Origin of the sequence: Pseudomonas sp. LPH60 (genome assembly GCF_030718165.1) — a bacterium.
Taxonomy (GTDB): Bacteria; Pseudomonadota; Gammaproteobacteria; order Pseudomonadales; family Pseudomonadaceae; genus Aquipseudomonas; species Aquipseudomonas danubii.
Genome location: NZ_JAVAJH010000011.1, coordinates 148,933 through 164,936, shown reverse-complemented (window position 1 = coordinate 164,936; position 16,004 = coordinate 148,933). Strand labels below are relative to the sequence as shown.

At 66.7% G+C, this 16,004-nt stretch carries 14 protein-coding genes; 11 read left to right on the top strand and 3 right to left on the bottom strand.

Annotation, left to right across the window (positions count from 1 at the left end):
- Positions 1 to 62: 62 nt before the first annotated feature.
- Together Q8O96_RS29900 and Q8O96_RS29895 are read right to left on the bottom strand one after the other, a co-directional pair.
- On the bottom strand, positions 63 to 1,046 hold the full coding sequence (locus Q8O96_RS29900) for a DUF4880 domain-containing protein (RefSeq protein ID WP_207816590.1): 984 nt from the start codon (positions 1,044 to 1,046) through the stop codon (positions 63 to 65).
- Positions 1,043 to 1,552: a sigma-70 family RNA polymerase sigma factor gene (locus Q8O96_RS29895; RefSeq protein WP_102863112.1), complete on the bottom strand. Its 510-nt coding sequence runs from the start codon at positions 1,550 to 1,552 to the stop codon at positions 1,043 to 1,045. The genes Q8O96_RS29900 and Q8O96_RS29895 overlap by 4 nt, the downstream gene beginning before the upstream one ends.
- Before the next feature lie 168 nt (positions 1,553 to 1,720).
- Between Q8O96_RS29895 and Q8O96_RS29890 the strand changes: the two genes are divergently transcribed.
- The 10 genes from Q8O96_RS29890 to Q8O96_RS29845 all read left to right on the top strand — a co-directional run bounded on the left by Q8O96_RS29890 (position 1,721) and on the right by Q8O96_RS29845 (position 13,042).
- Positions 1,721 to 2,680, top strand: a complete 960-nt coding sequence (locus Q8O96_RS29890) for a GNAT family N-acetyltransferase (RefSeq protein ID WP_207816591.1) — start codon at positions 1,721 to 1,723, stop codon at positions 2,678 to 2,680.
- Between the two features lie 213 nt (positions 2,681 to 2,893).
- Complete coding sequence (locus Q8O96_RS29885; RefSeq protein ID WP_207816592.1) at positions 2,894 to 3,901, top strand: NAD(P)-dependent alcohol dehydrogenase; 1,008 nt, start codon at positions 2,894 to 2,896, stop codon at positions 3,899 to 3,901.
- Positions 3,902 to 4,171: 270 nt separating this feature from the next.
- Complete coding sequence (locus Q8O96_RS29880) at positions 4,172 to 4,840, top strand: GntR family transcriptional regulator (RefSeq protein WP_060839795.1); 669 nt, start codon at positions 4,172 to 4,174, stop codon at positions 4,838 to 4,840.
- A 75-nt stretch (positions 4,841 to 4,915) separates the two neighbouring features.
- Positions 4,916 to 5,722: an ABC transporter substrate-binding protein gene (locus Q8O96_RS29875; RefSeq protein WP_305949993.1), complete on the top strand. Its 807-nt coding sequence runs from the start codon at positions 4,916 to 4,918 to the stop codon at positions 5,720 to 5,722.
- A gap of 12 nt (positions 5,723 to 5,734) precedes the next feature.
- A complete protein-coding gene (locus tag Q8O96_RS29870) occupies positions 5,735 to 6,508 on the top strand; it encodes an amino acid ABC transporter permease (RefSeq protein ID WP_102863115.1) in 774 nt (257 codons plus the stop codon).
- A gap of 2 nt (positions 6,509 to 6,510) precedes the next feature.
- Complete coding sequence (locus tag Q8O96_RS29865) at positions 6,511 to 7,290, top strand: amino acid ABC transporter ATP-binding protein (protein ID WP_060839793.1); 780 nt, start codon at positions 6,511 to 6,513, stop codon at positions 7,288 to 7,290.
- A 36-nt stretch (positions 7,291 to 7,326) separates the two neighbouring features.
- Positions 7,327 to 8,937, top strand: a complete 1,611-nt coding sequence (locus tag Q8O96_RS29860; RefSeq protein ID WP_305949992.1) for a gamma-glutamyltransferase family protein — start codon at positions 7,327 to 7,329, stop codon at positions 8,935 to 8,937.
- Between the two features lie 185 nt (positions 8,938 to 9,122).
- Positions 9,123 to 9,632 (top strand): sigma-70 family RNA polymerase sigma factor, encoded by a 510-nt coding sequence (locus tag Q8O96_RS29855; RefSeq protein WP_060843894.1) that lies wholly within the window; start codon positions 9,123 to 9,125, stop codon positions 9,630 to 9,632.
- The gene (locus Q8O96_RS29850; RefSeq protein ID WP_305949991.1) at positions 9,629 to 10,576 is read left to right on the top strand and encodes a FecR domain-containing protein; all 948 of its coding nucleotides are present in this window, start codon (positions 9,629 to 9,631) and stop codon (positions 10,574 to 10,576) included. Before Q8O96_RS29855 ends, Q8O96_RS29850 begins: the two co-directional genes overlap by 4 nt.
- Positions 10,577 to 10,642: 66 nt before the next feature.
- Positions 10,643 to 13,042: a TonB-dependent receptor gene (locus Q8O96_RS29845; protein WP_305949990.1), complete on the top strand. Its 2,400-nt coding sequence runs from the start codon at positions 10,643 to 10,645 to the stop codon at positions 13,040 to 13,042.
- Positions 13,043 to 13,124: 82 nt separating this feature from the next.
- On the opposite strand, the gene mhpT is transcribed toward Q8O96_RS29845, so the two are convergent.
- Positions 13,125 to 14,336 (bottom strand): 3-(3-hydroxy-phenyl)propionate transporter MhpT, encoded by a 1,212-nt coding sequence (mhpT, locus tag Q8O96_RS29840; RefSeq protein ID WP_060839788.1) that lies wholly within the window; start codon positions 14,334 to 14,336, stop codon positions 13,125 to 13,127.
- Between the two features lie 332 nt (positions 14,337 to 14,668).
- On the opposite strand from mhpT, the gene Q8O96_RS29835 reads away from it, so the two are divergent.
- On the top strand, positions 14,669 to 15,988 hold the full coding sequence (locus tag Q8O96_RS29835; RefSeq protein ID WP_102863120.1) for an OprD family porin: 1,320 nt from the start codon (positions 14,669 to 14,671) through the stop codon (positions 15,986 to 15,988).
- Positions 15,989 to 16,004 lie beyond the last annotated feature (16 nt).

The following is a 16,004-nucleotide window of genomic DNA, read 5'->3' as shown; positions in this document are numbered from 1 at the left end:
CCCTGGTCTTGATGCACGAGATTGAAAAAACTGCCGCCGCTTCGGAAAAAAAACCGAAAAAATCAGCTGGCCTCCACGGTGGCCCAGTAACCCATCACCCGCCGGATGCGAATCGGCAGGGTCTTGGCCAACAGGTCGAGGCTGGCGTCCGGCTGGTCCAGGGAGAACGAGCCGGAGACGCGCAACCCGGCGACCTCGGCGGCGCAGCGCAAGAGGCCCGGGCGATAGCGGTCGAGCTCGGCGATCACCTCGCCCAGGGGCTGGCGCTCGGCGATCAGCAGGCCCTGGGTCCAGGCACTGGCGGTGGCGGGCACTGTGGTCAGGGCGCCGATCCGCTGCTGGTTGATTTCCACTTGCTGGCCCGCGCCCAGGCTCAGCGCGGGGTGCTGGGCGTTACTGAGCGAGCCGCTGCCGGCGAGCACCTGTGCCCGGGTGCCGTGGCTGCCCGGCCAGCCGACGCTGAGGATCAGTTGCGACTGGGGCGCCAGCAGTATCCACGCATCGGCGGTGACGATCCGCAGCGGCGCGGCGTTGCCCAGGGTCAACAGCAGGCGGCCAGTGTTGAGCCGCAGTTGCAGGCCCAGGGGGCTGTGCTGCTGATCGAGGCTGGTGCGGGTGTCCAGTTGCAGGCTGGCGCCCGTGGCCAGTTGCAGTTGGCGGCGCTCGCCGGTGCTGGTGTGGTAGTCGCTGAACAGCTGCGGCAACAGCAGCCGTTCACGCACGCTCCAGCTGCTGGCGGCCACCACGCCGAGGCCGACGATGCCCTTGAGCAGGGTGCGCCGCCCGGGGTGGCTGCGGGCCTGCAGCAGCTGCCGGGCACGGGGCGCGGGCAGGCTGCGGGTGCTGTCACGCAGGTCCTGGCCGATGCCGACCAGGCGTTGCCAGGCCAGTTCGTGTTGCCGCTCGGCCCGGCGCCAGGCCAGGCAGGCGGCCTGCTGCTCGGGGTTGCTGATGCCCGATTGCAGCAACACCAGCCACTCCAGGGCCTGGTCCAGGACCTGCTGTTCCAAGGCGCCCTGATCGTCCACCGGCTGGAAGGCGTTCATCCCGGGTACACCGCCGCATAGCAATGGCGGTAGGCCTTGAGCATGGCTTTCTGCACCACGTTGACCGAGAGCTGCAGGCGCTCGGCAATCTGCGGGTAGGTCAGGCCTTCGAGCTGGGACAGCAAGAACACTTCGCGCACCCGGGCGCCCAGGCCATCCAGTACCTGGCCCACGGCGTCCAGGGCTTCGAGCACCAGCAGGCGGGTTTCCGGCGAAGGCTGGTGCTGTGGCTCCAGCTGCGCCAGGGATTCCAGGTAGGCGCGCTCCAGGGCCTGACGGCGGAAATACTGGCCGCACAGGCGGCTGGCCACGGTATTGAGGTAGGCCCGGGGTTCACGCAACAGGGGCAGTTGCTCGCTGCGCAGAATGCGCAGGAAGGTGTCCTGCGCCAGGTCCAGGGCCTGGTCCTGGTTGCCGAGCTTGCGCCGCAGCAACTGCACCACCCAGTTGTGATGCTGGACGTAGAGCTCGCCCACGGCGTGCTGTAGCGAAGAATTGGGCACCATCGATAGAGGTTCCGGGACCGAGGCGGGCGAAAAGGGTGTTTATGGTAATGCTTCTCATTAGTGCTTGCTCGAGTTTTTATCGCTGCCGACCAGGGCCCGAGCACATCGGGCTTGTCGGCTATATAGTTGTAAGCTACAACTAAAAAGTCCACGAACGAGGTCACGCTTATGTCGAGCCCATCCGCAGGTTTCATCCCTCAATTGCGCCAGGCTTCCCGGCAGATGGTTCGCGAGCTGGGCTTCATGCACAGCACCCTGGCCGCCACCGACTACCCGCCCTCGGCGGTGCACGCGCTGCTGGAAATCGGCCAGGGCAATGCCTTGACCGCCAGTGACCTAGTGACGCTGCTGGGCCTGGAGAAATCCAGCGTCAGCCGGCTGGTGCGCAAGCTGGTGGAGGCGGGCGAGATCGGCGAACAGGCCGATGCGCAGGATGCCCGCTCGAAGCGGCTGCACCTCACCGCCCAGGGACGCCAGACCCTGGCCGGCATCGACCGTTTTGCCCAGGCCCAGGTGGCCGCGGCCCTGGCGCACCTGAGCGCGGACCAGCAGCTTTGCGCCTCGACAGGCATCGCCGACTACGCCCGGGCATTGCGTGCGGTGCGCCTGGGCGAGGCGCCCGAGCCGCCCGAGTGCTGGTCCATCGCCGCTGGCTACCGGCCGGGGGTGATTGGCCGCATTGCCGAAATGCATGCCTGCTACTACGCCGCCCGGGCCGGTTTCGGTCAGCCCTTCGAAAGCCTGGTGGCGGCGGACATGGCCGAGCTGATGGGGCGTTTGCACAACCCGCGCAACCAGGTCTGGGTGGCGCTGCGGGGCGAGCGGATCGTCGGGTCCATCGCCATTGATGGGGAAGGCGAGGGCGGCGAGGCGATCCTGCGTTGCTTCATCCTCGACGATGCTGCCCGCGGTCGAGGGCTGGGCCGGCGACTGCTGGGCGAGGCCCTGGCGTTCTGCGACCAGTGGGGCTTTGCCGCCACCCGCTTGTGGACCTTCAAGGGCCTGGACGCGGCGCGCACGCTGTATGAGCAACACGGCTTCGTATTGGCGCAGGAGCAGGTGGGCGACCAGTGGGGCGCAACGATGACCGAGCAGTGTTTTGTGCGAGCCAGGGTGGGGGAGCGTTGAAACCCGCTGAGCGTTGTCGCCGCTGCTGAGCCCGCGAAGCTGCGCAAAGGCCCGCAGGGCCTTGCTTGGCAGTCCCGAGCCGAGCCCCTAGCGGCACTGAAAACCTGCGTCTCCTGCGGAGCCGTTCGCAGCCTGCGGCAGCGGCTACAGATCGCCGGTATTGGTGGTAGGGTTAGCCCCCTGGACAATTATCGATCTGTGGAGACCCATTCCATGCAAGCCATCAAGCTCAGCCTGCCGGCATCCCTGGACAACCTGAAAACCGTGGAGCTGGCCGATCCCGGGCAACCCGGCGCCGGGCAGATCCGCGTGCGCCTGCATGCCTGTTCCCTGAATTTCCACGATTACGCCGTGGTCACCGGCGCGCTGCCGACTGCCGATGGGCGGATTCCCATGGCCGACGGTGCCGGGGTGGTGGAAGCGGTGGGCGAGGGCGTCAGCGAGTTCAAGGTCGGCGATGCGGTGGTGTCCTGCTTCTTCCCCCATTGGCACGATGGCGGCCCGGCGATTGCCGATTTCAGCACCACCCCGGGCGATGGCGTCGACGGTTACGCCCGTGAAGTGGTGATCCAGCCCAGCCACTGGTTCACCCACGCGCCCCAAGGCTACAGCCACGCCGAAGCCGCGACCCTGACCACCGCCGGCCTGACCGCCTGGCGCGCGCTGGTGGTGGATGGCGCGCTCAAGGCCGGGGACACCGTGCTGGTGCTGGGCACCGGCGGGGTGTCGATCTTCGCCTTGCAACTGGCCAAGGCCATGGGCGCCACGGTGATTGCCACCTCGTCCTCGGACGCCAAGCTGGCCAAGGTCCGCGAACTGGGGGCCGACCACACCATCAACTACCGCACCCAGCCTGAGTGGGGCAACGAAGTGCTCAGGCTCACCGGCGGGCGCGGCGTCGATCACGTGGTGGAAGTCGGCGGCCCGGGCACCTTGCCGCAGTCGATCACGGCCTGCCGCATCGGCGGGCATATCGCCCTGATCGGCGTGCTCACCGGCTGGGCCGGCCCGGTGCCGACGGCGGCACTGATGGCCAAGCAACAACGCCTGCAGGGCCTGATCGTCGGCAGCCGCCAGCAGCAGATCGAGATGGTCCGTGGCCTGGAAGCCACCGGCATCAAGCCGGTGATCGACAGCACCTTCCCCCTGGCAGAGATCGCCAAGGCCTTCGCCCATGAAGCCTCGGGCGCGCACCTGGGGAAAATCTGCCTGACGTTCTGAGGCGTTGATCGCGGCAACGCCCGGGTGGCTCCGGGGGTTGCCGCAGCCCCGATGGCGCTTGTTACCAGGCGCAACCTGTACGCCCCACTTTGACTCACTGCCTGCGCGTTTTCGTAGCAGCCTGGCCTTGGCCGCGCTCCTGGCACCTTCCTGCTCATCGAGCACTGGTTCGGCAAATCAATGACTTGAGTCCGCTTGCGCAAAGCTGGCACGCATTCTGCTTTTTTGTATCTATGGATAATTGGATACAAAAATACAAAAGGTGCCTCTATGCAATTCGCTCCCGCCTACGTTGACCGCCAGCCGCTGACTGCCGAGGAGGAGGCCTACAACTTTCTCCTGGAGGCGATCTGCGGCGGCCGCTACCGCAAGGGCGACCGGCTGATCGCCGAGGACATCGCCAGCGAGATCGGCATGAGCCGCATGCCGGTGCGCGAAGCCTTTCGCCGCCTCGATGCCCAGGGCCTGGTGACCCTGCGGCCCAATCGCGGGGCGGTGGTCAGCGGCCTGGACATCGAAGAGCTGCACGAAGTGTTCGAGATGCGCAGCGCCCTCGAAGGCCTGGCGGTGCGGGTGGCGGTGGGGCGTATCGGCGAGCGCCAGCTGGCGGCCCTGGAACGGCTGCTGGACGAGATGGACGACTACCGCGACGAGAGCGCCGAGTGGGTCAGCCGCCATCGGGCCTTCCATGAATACCTGTGCAGCCTCAGCGGCCGGCCCCGGCTGATGAAGCAGATCTCGGCCCTCTATTCGCTGGTGGAGGCGCCCATGCGCCTGTGGCTGCAACACGGCGAAAAACCCCTCAGCGCCCGCCAGGAGCACGCGGTGATCCTCGATGCGATTCGCGCCGGCGATGCCGAGCGTGCCGAAGCGGTGGTGCGCGAGCACATCGAGGGCACGGTGCCGGCGCTGATCCAGTTTCTGCAAACGGAACAATAGAAGCGGGCCCGAGCCCGCCCCTTGTGTTGACTTTGAATCCTGCCCCCGTTGTTCAACGAAGTGGAGTGTCTGGTCATGCATAAACGCCGCGCCTTGCTGGTGGCCGTATCCCTGGGACTCTGTGCACAGTGGGCCGCCGCCGCGCCCCAGGTGCCGGAGCGCCTGCAACAGGTCGACAAGCTCACCTATTGCTCGGGGATGGATTCACCGCCCCTGGTGTCTTTCGACCAAGCCCAGAAGCCCCGCGGGCTGAGCGTCGACCTGGGCCTGGAAATCGCCCGCCGCCTGGGCAACAAGGAGGTGCAATGGCGGGTGATTCCGTTCTCCGGGTTGCTCCCGGCGCTGCTGGCCCGGCAGTGCGACATGATCGTCGACCAGTTGTTCGACAAGCCCGAACGGCGCGAAGTGATCGACATCGTCAACTACATGTATTCCAGCCAGTCGGTGGTGGTGCCCAAGGGCAACCCCAAGGCGATCAAGAGCCTGGATGATTTGTCCGGGCGCAAGGTTGCGGTGCTCAATGGCTCGACCATCAAGACCCTGCTGGACGCCCACAACGCCAGACTCGCCCAGGCTGGCAAGGCACCGATGACACTGGTGGTCTACAACAGCGACACCGATGCCTTCCAGGCCTTGCGTATCCGTCAGGTGGACGCCTACGGCACCACCGTGGAAACCGCCGGCTACTACGCCGCCATGGCCCCGGACCTGTTTCAGGAAGGGGTGCCGGCCTTCAGCCGGATCCTCACCGGCCTGGGCATCCGCAAGGACGATGCGCAGTTGAGCGCCGCGGTGCAGCAGATCATCAACGACATGCGCAGCGACGGCAGCTATGCCCGGTTGCTGAGCCAGTGGCAGGTCAGCAGCGACACCCTGAACTGAGGCAGCGCCGCGATGAATTTCAATTGGGATGTGTTCTGGCAGTACCTGCTGCAACCCAGCGGGGTGTACCTCACCGGGCTCTGGCTGACGTGCGTGATCAGTGTCCTGGGCATGGCGCTGGGCTGTGTCCTGGGGCTGGCGGCGGCGCTGCTGCGCCTGTCGCGCAACCCCTTGCTGTACCTGCCGGTACGTTTTTACGTGTGGCTGATGCGCGGCACGCCGTTGCTGGTGCAGATCGTCTTTCTCTACACCGCCCTGGCGGCCGGCGGGATCTTTCGCTTCGAGGACCTGCAACTGTTCGGCCTGGTGGTGCCGGGCAACATCCAGGCTGCGATCATCGCCCTGGGCCTCAACGAAGGCGCCTACATGGCGGAGATCATCCGCGCCGGGATCGGCGCCGTGGACAAGGGCCAGTACGAGGCCGGGCGCTGCCTGGGCATGACCTTCGCCAAGCTGATGCGGCGCATCGTCCTGCCCCAGGCGTTCCGGGTGATCGTTCCGCCCCTGGGCAACGAGTTCAACGTGATGCTCAAGAACACCACCCTGGTCAGCGTGATCGGCGTGCAGGAGCTGCTGCTGAGCACGCAGATGGTCACTTCGGCGACCTTCCGGGTGTTCGAGCTGTACCTGGTGGTGGCCCTCTACTTCCTGCTGCTGACCACCCTGTGGGGCTTCTTCCAGCGCTGGCTGGAAAAGCGTTTCGGCCAGAGTGACCGACCCGCGCCGCCGGCCGCGGGCCACCGGATGTTCGGGCGCCACACCTTCAAATTGCTGCGGGGACGTTGAACATGGCACACCAGAGTGAAGACCTGATCATCGAGGCCCGGGACCTGCACAAGTCGTTCGGCGCCCTGCAGATCCTCAAGGGCATTTCCCTGTCGGTACGCCGCGGTGAAGTGGTGGTGCTGATCGGCGCCTCGGGCTCGGGCAAGACCACCTTCATCCGCTGCATCAATCTGCTGGAACAGATCCAGTCCGGGCTGATCCGGGTCAACGGCCGGGCCATGGGCTATCGCGAGCGCGCCGACGGCAGCCTGGTGCGCGATAGCGAGCGCAACATCGCCCGCCAGCGCCGGGACATCGGCATGGTGTTCCAGCGCTTCAACCTGTTTCCCCACATGACGGCCCTGGAAAACATCATCGAGGCGCCGATCCAGGTCCTCGGCGTGCCCCGGGCCGAAGCGGTGGAGCAGGCCCGGGCCTTGCTCGCCCGGGTCGGCCTGGCGGACAAGGCCGGGCACTACCCGTCGATGCTGTCCGGCGGCCAGCAGCAACGGGTGGCCATCGCCCGGGCCCTGGCGATGAAACCCCAGGCCATGCTCTTCGACGAGCCCACCAGCGCCCTGGACCCGGAAACCGTGGGCGAGGTGCTGCAGGTGATGAAGCAGCTGGCGCAAGAGGGCATGACCATGGTGGTGGTCACCCACGAGATGGGCTTTGCCCGGGAGGTGGCCGACCGGGTGGTGGTGCTCGACCAGGGCGAGCTGATCGAGCAGGGGCCGCCGGAACAGATCTTCAGCCGCCCCAGCCACCCGCGGACCCAAGCCTTTCTCAGTCGCGTGCTGTGATTTTTTGCGGCCTCAACCCTTGCACGAGCCTTTGCCATGCTGAATTTTTCTGCCCATGAGTACCCCTACGCCTCACAACGTCAGAGCGTGTATGCCCGTCGCGGCATGGTCGCCGCGTCCCAGCCCCTGGCCGCCGAGGCCGGGATCGAGATCATGCGTGGCGGTGGCAATGCCATCGACGCCGCGATTGCCAGCGCCGCAGTGCTGACAGTGGTCGAACCCACGGGCTGCGGCCTGGGGGGCGACGCCTTTGCCCTGGTCTGGACCCAGGGCCAGTTGCATGGCCTGAGTGCCAACGGCCAGGCCCCGGCCGCCCTGAGCATCGAGGCAGTGCGGGCCGCCGGGCACGCGCAGATGCCGCTGTATGGCTGGACCCCGGTCACCGTGCCGGGTTGCCCCTCGGCCTGGGCCGAGCTGTCCCGGCGCTTCGGCAAGCTGCCCTTTGCCCAGTTGCTGCAACCGGCCATCGAACTGGCCCGGGACGGTTTCCCCCTGTCGCCGGTGGTCGCCCGGCAATGGCAGATCGCCCTGGAGGAGTTCGCTCCCCACCGCGACCCGCTGCTGCAGCCCTGGTTCGACACCTTCTTGATCGACAGCCGCGCCCCCCGGGCCGGGGAGGTGTTTCGCAACCCGGCCCAGGCGCGGACCCTGCAGGAACTGGCGGCCAGCCTGTGCGAGAGCTTCTATCGCGGCGAACTGGCCCAACGCCTGGACGCCCATTCCCGGGCCACCGGCGGCTACCTGCGGGCCAGTGACCTTGAGGGCTACAGGGCGCAGTGGGTGCAACCGATCAAGGTCGATTACCGCGGCTATCAGGTCTGGGAAATCCCTCCCAGCGGCCAGGGGCTGGTGGCGCTGATGGCGCTGAAGATCCTCGAAGGCTTCGATTTCGACCAGCGTGACAGCCAGCAGACCTGGCACCGCCAGCTGGAGGCGATGAAGCTGGCCTACAGCGACGGCCTGCACCACATCACCGACCCGGCGCACATGCGCGTGGCGGTGGCCGATCTGCTCAGCGACGCCTACAGCGCCCGGCGGCGGGGGCAGATCGCCGAACAGGCGCAACCGCCCAAACCTGGCGACCCCCATGCCAGCGGTACGGTGTACCTGGCCACGGCGGATGCCGAGGGCAACATGGTGTCGTTCATCCAGAGCAACTATCACGGCTTCGGCTCCGGGGTGGTGCTGCCGGACAGCGGCATCGCCCTGCAGAACCGCGGCCAGGAATTCAGCCTCGACCCGGCGCACGCCAACGCTCTGGCGCCGGGCAAGAAGACCTTCCACACCATCATCCCGGGCTTTCTCAGCCAGGCCGGTGTGCCCCTCGGACCGTTCGGCGTGATGGGTGGCTACATGCAGCCCCAGGGCCATGTGCAGATGGTCATGAACCTGGTGGATTTCGGCCTCAACCCGCAGGCCGCACTGGATGCGCCGCGCTGGCAATGGCTGGGGGACATGCGCGTGGGCATCGAGCAGGGCGCCTCGGGCGATCTGGCCAACGCCCTGGCCCGGCGCGGCCATCAGGTACAGATCGCCCACGACTTGCTCAACTACGGACGCGGCCAGATCATCCTGCGCGACCCGGTCAGCGGCGTGTTCTGTGGCGGCACCGAGCCCCGGGCGGACTCCCATATTGCGCTGTGGTAGCCGGCTGTAGCGTGGGGACGCCAGGCGGCTGCGCGGCGCCGGTCTGAACCTGGCCAGTGCGCCGATGGGGCATGAGCGGGGCGGGGCACGCCAGGACCAGGGCAACGAAAGAAGGTGTGCCGGCGAGCGATATTAAATAGAATGAGTCTCATTTGATTTAACGTGCCACGCCGGGTGCCCTTGCCATGAATGACGCCGTACTGCCAACGGAGCACACCTTCGACAACCTGTACCGTGAGCACCGCAGTTGGCTTGAAAGCTGGCTGCGGCGACGCCTGGGCAACGCCTGGGATGCTGCCGACCTGAGCCAGGACACCTTCCTGCGGGTGCTCGGCAGCGCCCAGCCCCTGGCCCAGTTGCAGGAGCCGCGGGCCTACCTGCTGACCGTGGGCAAGCGCTTGCTGATCAACTTCCATCAGCGGCGCAGCCTCGAACAGGCCTACCTCAACGCCCTGGCGACCTTGCCCGAGGCCTGCGTACCTTCGCCCGAACAGCGCTGGATCGTCCTGCAAGCGCTGCAGGCGCTGGACGAGCTGCTCGATGGCCTGCCCCATCCGGTGCGCCGGGCGTTTCTCTGGAGCCAGCTGGAAGGCCTGGGTTACCGCGAGATTGCCGAGCGCCTGCGGGTGAGCGAGCGCACGGTCAAGCGCTACATGGCCCAAGCCTACGAACACTGCCTGCTGGTGGAGCTGTGACCTCGTCCACCGGCAGCGATCCGCGTCAGGTCGCCCGCGCCGCGGCGCGCTGGCTGGCCTTGCTGGAGTCCGGCAGCGCCAGCGAGAGCGACCAGCAGGGCCTGCAACAATGGCGCGAGCGCTGCGCCAGCCACGAACAGGCCTGGCAGAAAGCCCAACTGTTGCGCCAACGTTTCGCCGAGTTGCCCCCGGCCCTGGCCCTGGCCAGCCTCGACCGCCCACAAGTGGGACGTCGGGCCCTGCTCAAGCGCGGCCTGGGGGTGGCGCTGCTGGTGCCGAGCGCCTGGTGGCTGAGCCGGCAACTGCCCCTAGAGGCATGGCGCGCCGACCTGCACACCGCCACCGGCGAGCGCAAGCAGCAGTCCCTGGCCGACGGCAGTTTCCTGCAGCTCAATACCGCCACGGCGCTGGACCTGGACCTGGCGGCGCGCCGCCTGACCCTGGTGCAGGGCGAGATCGCGCTTAGGGTGCCGGGCCATTCGGCCCTGACCCTGTACACCGACTTCGGCCGGGTGCGGGTCAGCCAGAGCGAAGTCTGCGTGCGCCAGGAGCGCCTCGGCTGTCGGGTCTCGGTGGTCAGCGGCGTGGTCCAGGTGCAGCCCTTGCAGGGGCCGGCCCTGATCCTGCACGGCGGGCAGCAGGTCAGTCTGCAGGCTTCCGGCGCCGGGTTGCCGCAGGTCTTCGACAGCGCGATACCCGGTTGGCGCGAAGGGGTGTTGCTGGCCCAGGACCAGCCGCTGGGGGATTTTTTGCGCGAGTTGAGTCGTTACCGCCGCGGCGTGTTGCGCTGGGACCCGGAGTTGGAGGCGCTGCGGGTCACCGGCAGTTTCCGTGTCGAGGACACCGACCGGGTGCTGGCCTTGCTGGCCGCCAGCCTGCCGCTGGAGGTGCAGGCGCGGACGCGTTTCTGGGTCACGCTGCGTTCGCGTAAAAAACTCGCTTGAGGGCTGTCCCCTTTTTTCCAGGTGCCTGTCATTGCAGGTAAGTGAACGAAAAAGAGAGCCTCTTCAATGCCCTGCGTCATGCCTGCTGCTGTGCGTCCCTTGTTGCGTCTGAGTCTGCTGCTGAGCCTGAGCGCCAGCCCGTTGCTGGCTCCCTTGAGCTGGGCCGAGGAGGGTGGCCGCCGCAGCTACCAGGTGCCGGCCGGCAGCCTGGGCGCTGTCCTGACCCGCTTTGCCGGGCTGTCCGGAGTCGATCTGGCGGTGGACCCGCGGCTGGTCGAAGGGCGCAGCAGTCCCGGGCTTTCCGGTGAGTTCGCGGTGCAGGAGGGCTTTGCCCGGCTGCTGCAGGGTTCGGGCCTGCAGTTGCACGCGGTGGGCGAACAGGCCTACACCCTGGCGCCGGTCCCCGAGGCCGGCGGCCTGGCGCTGCCTGCCACCTCGATTCTCGGCAGCGATCTCCCTGTCAGCGGCGAGCCCTATGCCGGGGGCCAAGTGGATCGCAAGGGCGGCCAGGGCCTGCTCGGCGACCGCGATTTCATGGACACCCCGTTCAACCTCACGTCCTACACCGCCGAGGCGCTGAAGAACCAGCAGGCGCGAACCCTGGGCGACGCCGTGGCCAGCGACCCTTCGGTTCGCACCACCAACCCGGCCAGCGGGCGTTTCGAGCAGTTCTCGGTGCGCGGCTTCAGCCTGTTCAACAGTGACGTGTCCTACGGCGGCCTGTACGGGATCCTGCCGACCTACGCCATCGACATGGAAATGGTCGGGCGCCTGGATGTGCTCAAGGGGCCGGGCATGCTGCTGGGCGGGATTGCGCCCCGGGGCAGCGTCGGCGGCGGCATCAACATCGAGCCCAAGCGCGCCGCGGACAGCCCCCTGACCGAGTTCACCGCGCTCTATGCGTCCGCAGGGCAGACCGGTGGCGCGGTGGACATCGGCCGGCGCTTTGGCGAGGGCAACCGCTTCGGCCTGCGTTTCAATGGTGTGCGCCAGTCCGGCGACACCGAGTGGGACCACCAGCAGCTCCAGCGCGAAACCGGAGTCATCGGCCTCGACCTGCGTGATGAGCGGCTGCGCCTGTCCCTGGACCTGGGGCACCAGGAACGTCACGCCGACGCGCCGATCGAGCGGGTCGAAGTGGCGGCCACGGCGAAAATGCCCAAGGCCGAAGACATCCGCCACAACATCGCCCAGTCCTGGACCTATGCCCATTCCAAGGACAGCTTCGGCGCGCTGCGCGGCGAGTATGACCTCAGCGATTCACTGATGGTGTACGCCGCCCTGGGGGCGCGCAAAGGCAACTACGACTTTCTGCGCCATGCGGTGCAGGTGACCAACAGCGCCGGCGACTTCACCGTGACCCCGCGCACCTTCCGTCGCGACGAGGACGTCAAGACCGCCGTCATTGGCCTGCGCAGCGGGTTTCAGACCGGGCCGGTCGGGCACAGCGTGAACCTGAGCCTGAACCGCTTCAACATGGATTTCGACAACGCCGGCGAGCGCTACCCGCGCGGTGTCAGCAACCTCTACCGACCGGTGGAGCTGCCGTTGCCCGGGCGTCCCAATCGCCTCGACACCAGCACCCACACGGAAAACCGCTTCACCAGCCTGGCCCTGGCCGACACCTTGAGCCTTGCCGAGGATCGGGTGCTGCTGACCCTGGGCGCACGCTTGCAGCGGGTCCAGGTCAGCACCTGGAGCGATGGCGTGCGCGAAGAACCGGTGAATGACGAGAAGGCCCTGTCCCCGGCCCTGGGCCTGGTGGTCAAGGTCACCGATCAGCTGTCGCTGTACAGCAATTACATGGAAGGCCTGAGCCAGGGCGCAACCGCCCCGACCACCGCCACCAATGCCAACCAAGTGTTCGCCCCGTATCGCAGCAAACAGGTGGAGGTCGGCGCCAAGTACGACCTGGGCCGTTTCGGCATGAGCGCCAGCCTGTTTCGCATCCAGCAGCCGTCCTATGTCTACGACGAGAACAACAACTACAAGCCCGATGGTCAGTTGCGCAACCAGGGCCTGGAGTTGAATGTCTTCGGCGAGCCCCATGACGGCGTGCGCCTGCTGGGCGGGCTGATGCTGCTCGACAGCGTGCAGACCGAAACCGGCCAGGGCCTGTATGACGGCAATCGCGGCACCGGCTCGCCGGTGGTCAACGCCAACCTTGGCGCCGAATGGGACATCGACAGCCTGCGCGGCCTGACCCTGACCGCGCGGGCGATTCACTCCAGCTCGCAATACCTGGACCCGGCCAACCAGCAGAAAATCCCCGGCTGGGAGCGCTATGACCTGGGGGCGCGCTATGCCTTCGAGCTGGGCAAGAAACCGATCACCCTGCGCGCCAGTGTCGAGAACGTGCTCAACACCGCCTACTGGGCCTCGGCCGCAAGCTCTTCCGACAGCGCGGCGGGGTTGACCTTGTCGACGCCGCGCACCTGGCTGGTGTCGGCGACGGTGGGGTTCTAGGGCCGTCCTCGAACAGTGCGCAGTCGCGGGCCAAGCTTGTTGGCGCGGTTACCGGGAGCCCGGTAACCGCCCTGTGCAAGGTTCAATGCGCAGGCTTGAGCTCGGGCGTGGCGTTGGCCCGGGCGATGACCGTGAGGATCGACAGCGCAGCGATGACCAGCCCTGGCGAGGTGGCCAGCAAAACCCCGGCGGTGCCGGCGCCGGCTGCGAGGATCTGCCCGGCGGCCAGGGGCCCGGCCACCGAGCCCAGGCGGCCGATGGCCACGGCAGCGCCCACGCCGGTGGCACGCACCGCGGTCGGGTAGGAGGGCGGTGCCAGCGCGTAGAGCACCAATTGTGCGGCCATCACGAACAGCCCCGCGGCAAATCCGGCCAGGGCCATGGGCGCAATGCCCTGCGACAGCCCGACCCCGGCCAGCGCCGCCAGCAACCCGGCGTACACGAACAGCACCACCTTGAGCCCGTTGCAGCGGTCCAGCAGCAGGCCGCCGAGCAGCGAGCCGAGGGCGCCGCCGATGTTGAACAGCATCTGCACCAGGCCCGCCTGGGGTTTGCTGAAGCCCTGTTCGAGCAGCAGCGAGGGCAGCCAGTTGAGCAGCATGTACATCACGGTCAGGGTGAAGAAGTAGCTGAGCCACAGGGCCAGCGTGGTGCGCGCGCGACCTGCGCCGAACAGCGCCTGGGCGGTGGAGGCGCGCTGGGTGCCGGCACTGGCGGTGTGTTGGCGAAAGGCACTGGATTCGGGCAGCAACCCGGCCATCAGCGGCACCACCAGCAGCGGCGCCAGGCCGCCGATGATGAAGGTGGTTTGCCAATGTTCGCTGGAGAACATCGCCACCACCGCCGCCAGCGCGCCACCCAGGGGCACGCCGCAGTACATGACGCTGATGGCCGTGCCCCGGCGGCGTTCGCTCACCGCTTCGGCGCACAGGGCGATCAGGTTGGGCAGCGCCGCGCCGAGGCCGAGGCCGGTCATGAAGCGCACCAGCAGCAGGCTCGAATAGCTCTCGACGTAGGCCGTGCACAGCGAGAACAGGCCGAACAGCAGCACCGCGCCGACCAGGATCTTCTTGCGGCCGATACGGTCGGCGACCCAGCCGCCGAAGAACGCCCCGGGCAGCAGGCCGATGATCCCGGCGCTGAACACCCAGCCCATCATCTTCGGATCCAGGGCGAAGCTCTGGCGCAATCCGGCGGCGGCGGTGCCGGCCGCCTGCAGATCGAACCCCTCGATCAGCGCAACGATAAAGCACAAAGCGATGGTCAGCGTCGAACGACGCGATGGACTGTCCATGGGCAAACCTCATTGTTGTTTTTGTTGTGGTGGCCAGTCGGACGCCGGGCCTGAATGCGCCGGCGCTGGTGGCTGGCGATTAAGATAACAAAGATAACTAAAAAATGAACAGCGCCTTGATTTCGGCTAATAAATGCAAATAAAGCCATTTAAATCAGATAGATAAACTATCAATAAGGATTACCTGTAAAAATAGATAATATTATTAATGTTCGATTATCGGTCATTTGCGGTTGACGTCAGGTTTGGGCTGTTTCCATTCTCTGTCCGCGACGTCGGCTGCCAGGCCCTCGTTCGCCCCCTAAAACAACAACAAAAAATGGACATCGGACATGCCAAATCTCCCCACCAACGCCGTTGCGGCGTCAGCTTCCTGTGTGCCCAGTCTCCCCACGCGGCTGGCTCTGGCCTTGCTGGGCTTGAGCCTGTTGCCCGGCCCAGTCCGGGCGGCGGGTTTTATCGACGACAGCCACGGCACCCTGACCTTGCGCAATTACTACCTGGATCGCGACTACAAGGACGATGGGGCGAAGACCGCCGCCCGGGAATGGGCCCAGGGTTTCATCATGAACATGGAGTCGGGGTTCACCGAGGGCAGCGTCGGTTTCGGCCTGGATGTGCGCGGGCTGCTGGGGGTCAAGCTCGACTCCTCGCCGGACCGCAGCGGCACCGAACTGCTGCCGGTGTCGGCCAGCGACAAGCGCGCCGCGGATGAATACTCGCGGCTGGCGCCCACCGCCAAACTGCGCTTTGCCCAGACCACGGTGAAGACCGGCGATGTCTCGATCTTCCTGCCGTTCGCCTTTGCCAGCCCGTCGCGCCTGCTGCCGCAGACCTTTCGCGGCACCACCCTGAGCTCCAGGGACATCGACGGCCTGACCCTCAACACCGGCTACATCGACCGCATCAACAAGCGCGACTCCACCGACTACCAGGCCATGACCATTGCCTCGCCCAACCGGCGTTTCAATGCCACGGCCAGCACCTCGCACCTGGCGTACCTGGGGGGCGACTACCAGGTCAACAAGGACCTCGGCCTGCGCGCCTATCACGCCCAGGTGGCCGACCTCTACCAGCAGGACACCCTGGCCCTGCTGCACAACCTGCCCCTGGGCGATGGCGTGCTGAGCAGCGACCTGCGCAGTTTTTTCAGCCGGGAAGACGGCAGCGCCAAGGCCGGTCGGGTCGACAACCGCAACCTCTCGGCGCTGTTCGGCTACACGTTCGGCGGGCACCGGGTGAGCCTGGGCTACATGCATTCCAGCGGCGACACGGCCACGCCCTACATCTCCGGCACCGAGTTGATGGGCATGAGCGAGCTGACCATGAGTTCGGACTTTCTCAACGCCAAGGAGCGCACCTGGCAAGCCATCTACGACTATGACTTTGCCGCCTCCGGCCTGCCCGGGCTCAAGAGTCGGCTGCGTTACGTGCGCGGCGACCATATCGAGCTGGCGGCCTTCAATGCCAGCGACCGCAAGGAGCGCGAGTTTCAGATGGAGTTGGGGTACGTGCTGCAGAGCGGTCCGTTGAAGAACCTCGGGCTGGTGGCGCGCAAGTCGATCTATCGCAATGATTTCCCGGCGGGCGCGGCGTTCCGCGATGAAAACCAGACCCGCTTCCTGGTGCTCTACACCTTGCCGATCTGGTAGGCCCGCAAGCACCTTG

Excerpts from the sequence above, each read along its gene's own strand:
- Q8O96_RS29900 (WP_207816590.1), bottom strand. The coding sequence starts at position 1,046 with ATGAACGCCTTCCAGCCGGTGGACGATCAGGGCGCCTTGGAACAGCAG.
- Q8O96_RS29895 (WP_102863112.1), bottom strand. The coding sequence starts at position 1,552 with ATGGTGCCCAATTCTTCGCTACAGCACGCCGTGGGCGAGCTCTACGTC.
- Q8O96_RS29890 (WP_207816591.1), top strand. The coding sequence starts at position 1,721 with ATGTCGAGCCCATCCGCAGGTTTCATCCCTCAATTGCGCCAGGCTTCC.
- Q8O96_RS29885 (WP_207816592.1), top strand. The coding sequence starts at position 2,894 with ATGCAAGCCATCAAGCTCAGCCTGCCGGCATCCCTGGACAACCTGAAA.
- Q8O96_RS29880 (WP_060839795.1), top strand. The coding sequence starts at position 4,172 with ATGCAATTCGCTCCCGCCTACGTTGACCGCCAGCCGCTGACTGCCGAG.
- Q8O96_RS29875 (WP_305949993.1), top strand. The coding sequence starts at position 4,916 with ATGCATAAACGCCGCGCCTTGCTGGTGGCCGTATCCCTGGGACTCTGT.
- Q8O96_RS29870 (WP_102863115.1), top strand. The coding sequence starts at position 5,735 with ATGAATTTCAATTGGGATGTGTTCTGGCAGTACCTGCTGCAACCCAGC.
- Q8O96_RS29865 (WP_060839793.1), top strand. The coding sequence starts at position 6,511 with ATGGCACACCAGAGTGAAGACCTGATCATCGAGGCCCGGGACCTGCAC.
- Q8O96_RS29860 (WP_305949992.1), top strand. The coding sequence starts at position 7,327 with ATGCTGAATTTTTCTGCCCATGAGTACCCCTACGCCTCACAACGTCAG.
- Q8O96_RS29855 (WP_060843894.1), top strand. The coding sequence starts at position 9,123 with ATGAATGACGCCGTACTGCCAACGGAGCACACCTTCGACAACCTGTAC.
- Q8O96_RS29845 (WP_305949990.1), top strand. The coding sequence starts at position 10,643 with ATGCCCTGCGTCATGCCTGCTGCTGTGCGTCCCTTGTTGCGTCTGAGT.
- mhpT (WP_060839788.1), bottom strand. The coding sequence starts at position 14,336 with ATGGACAGTCCATCGCGTCGTTCGACGCTGACCATCGCTTTGTGCTTT.
- Q8O96_RS29835 (WP_102863120.1), top strand. The coding sequence starts at position 14,669 with ATGCCAAATCTCCCCACCAACGCCGTTGCGGCGTCAGCTTCCTGTGTG.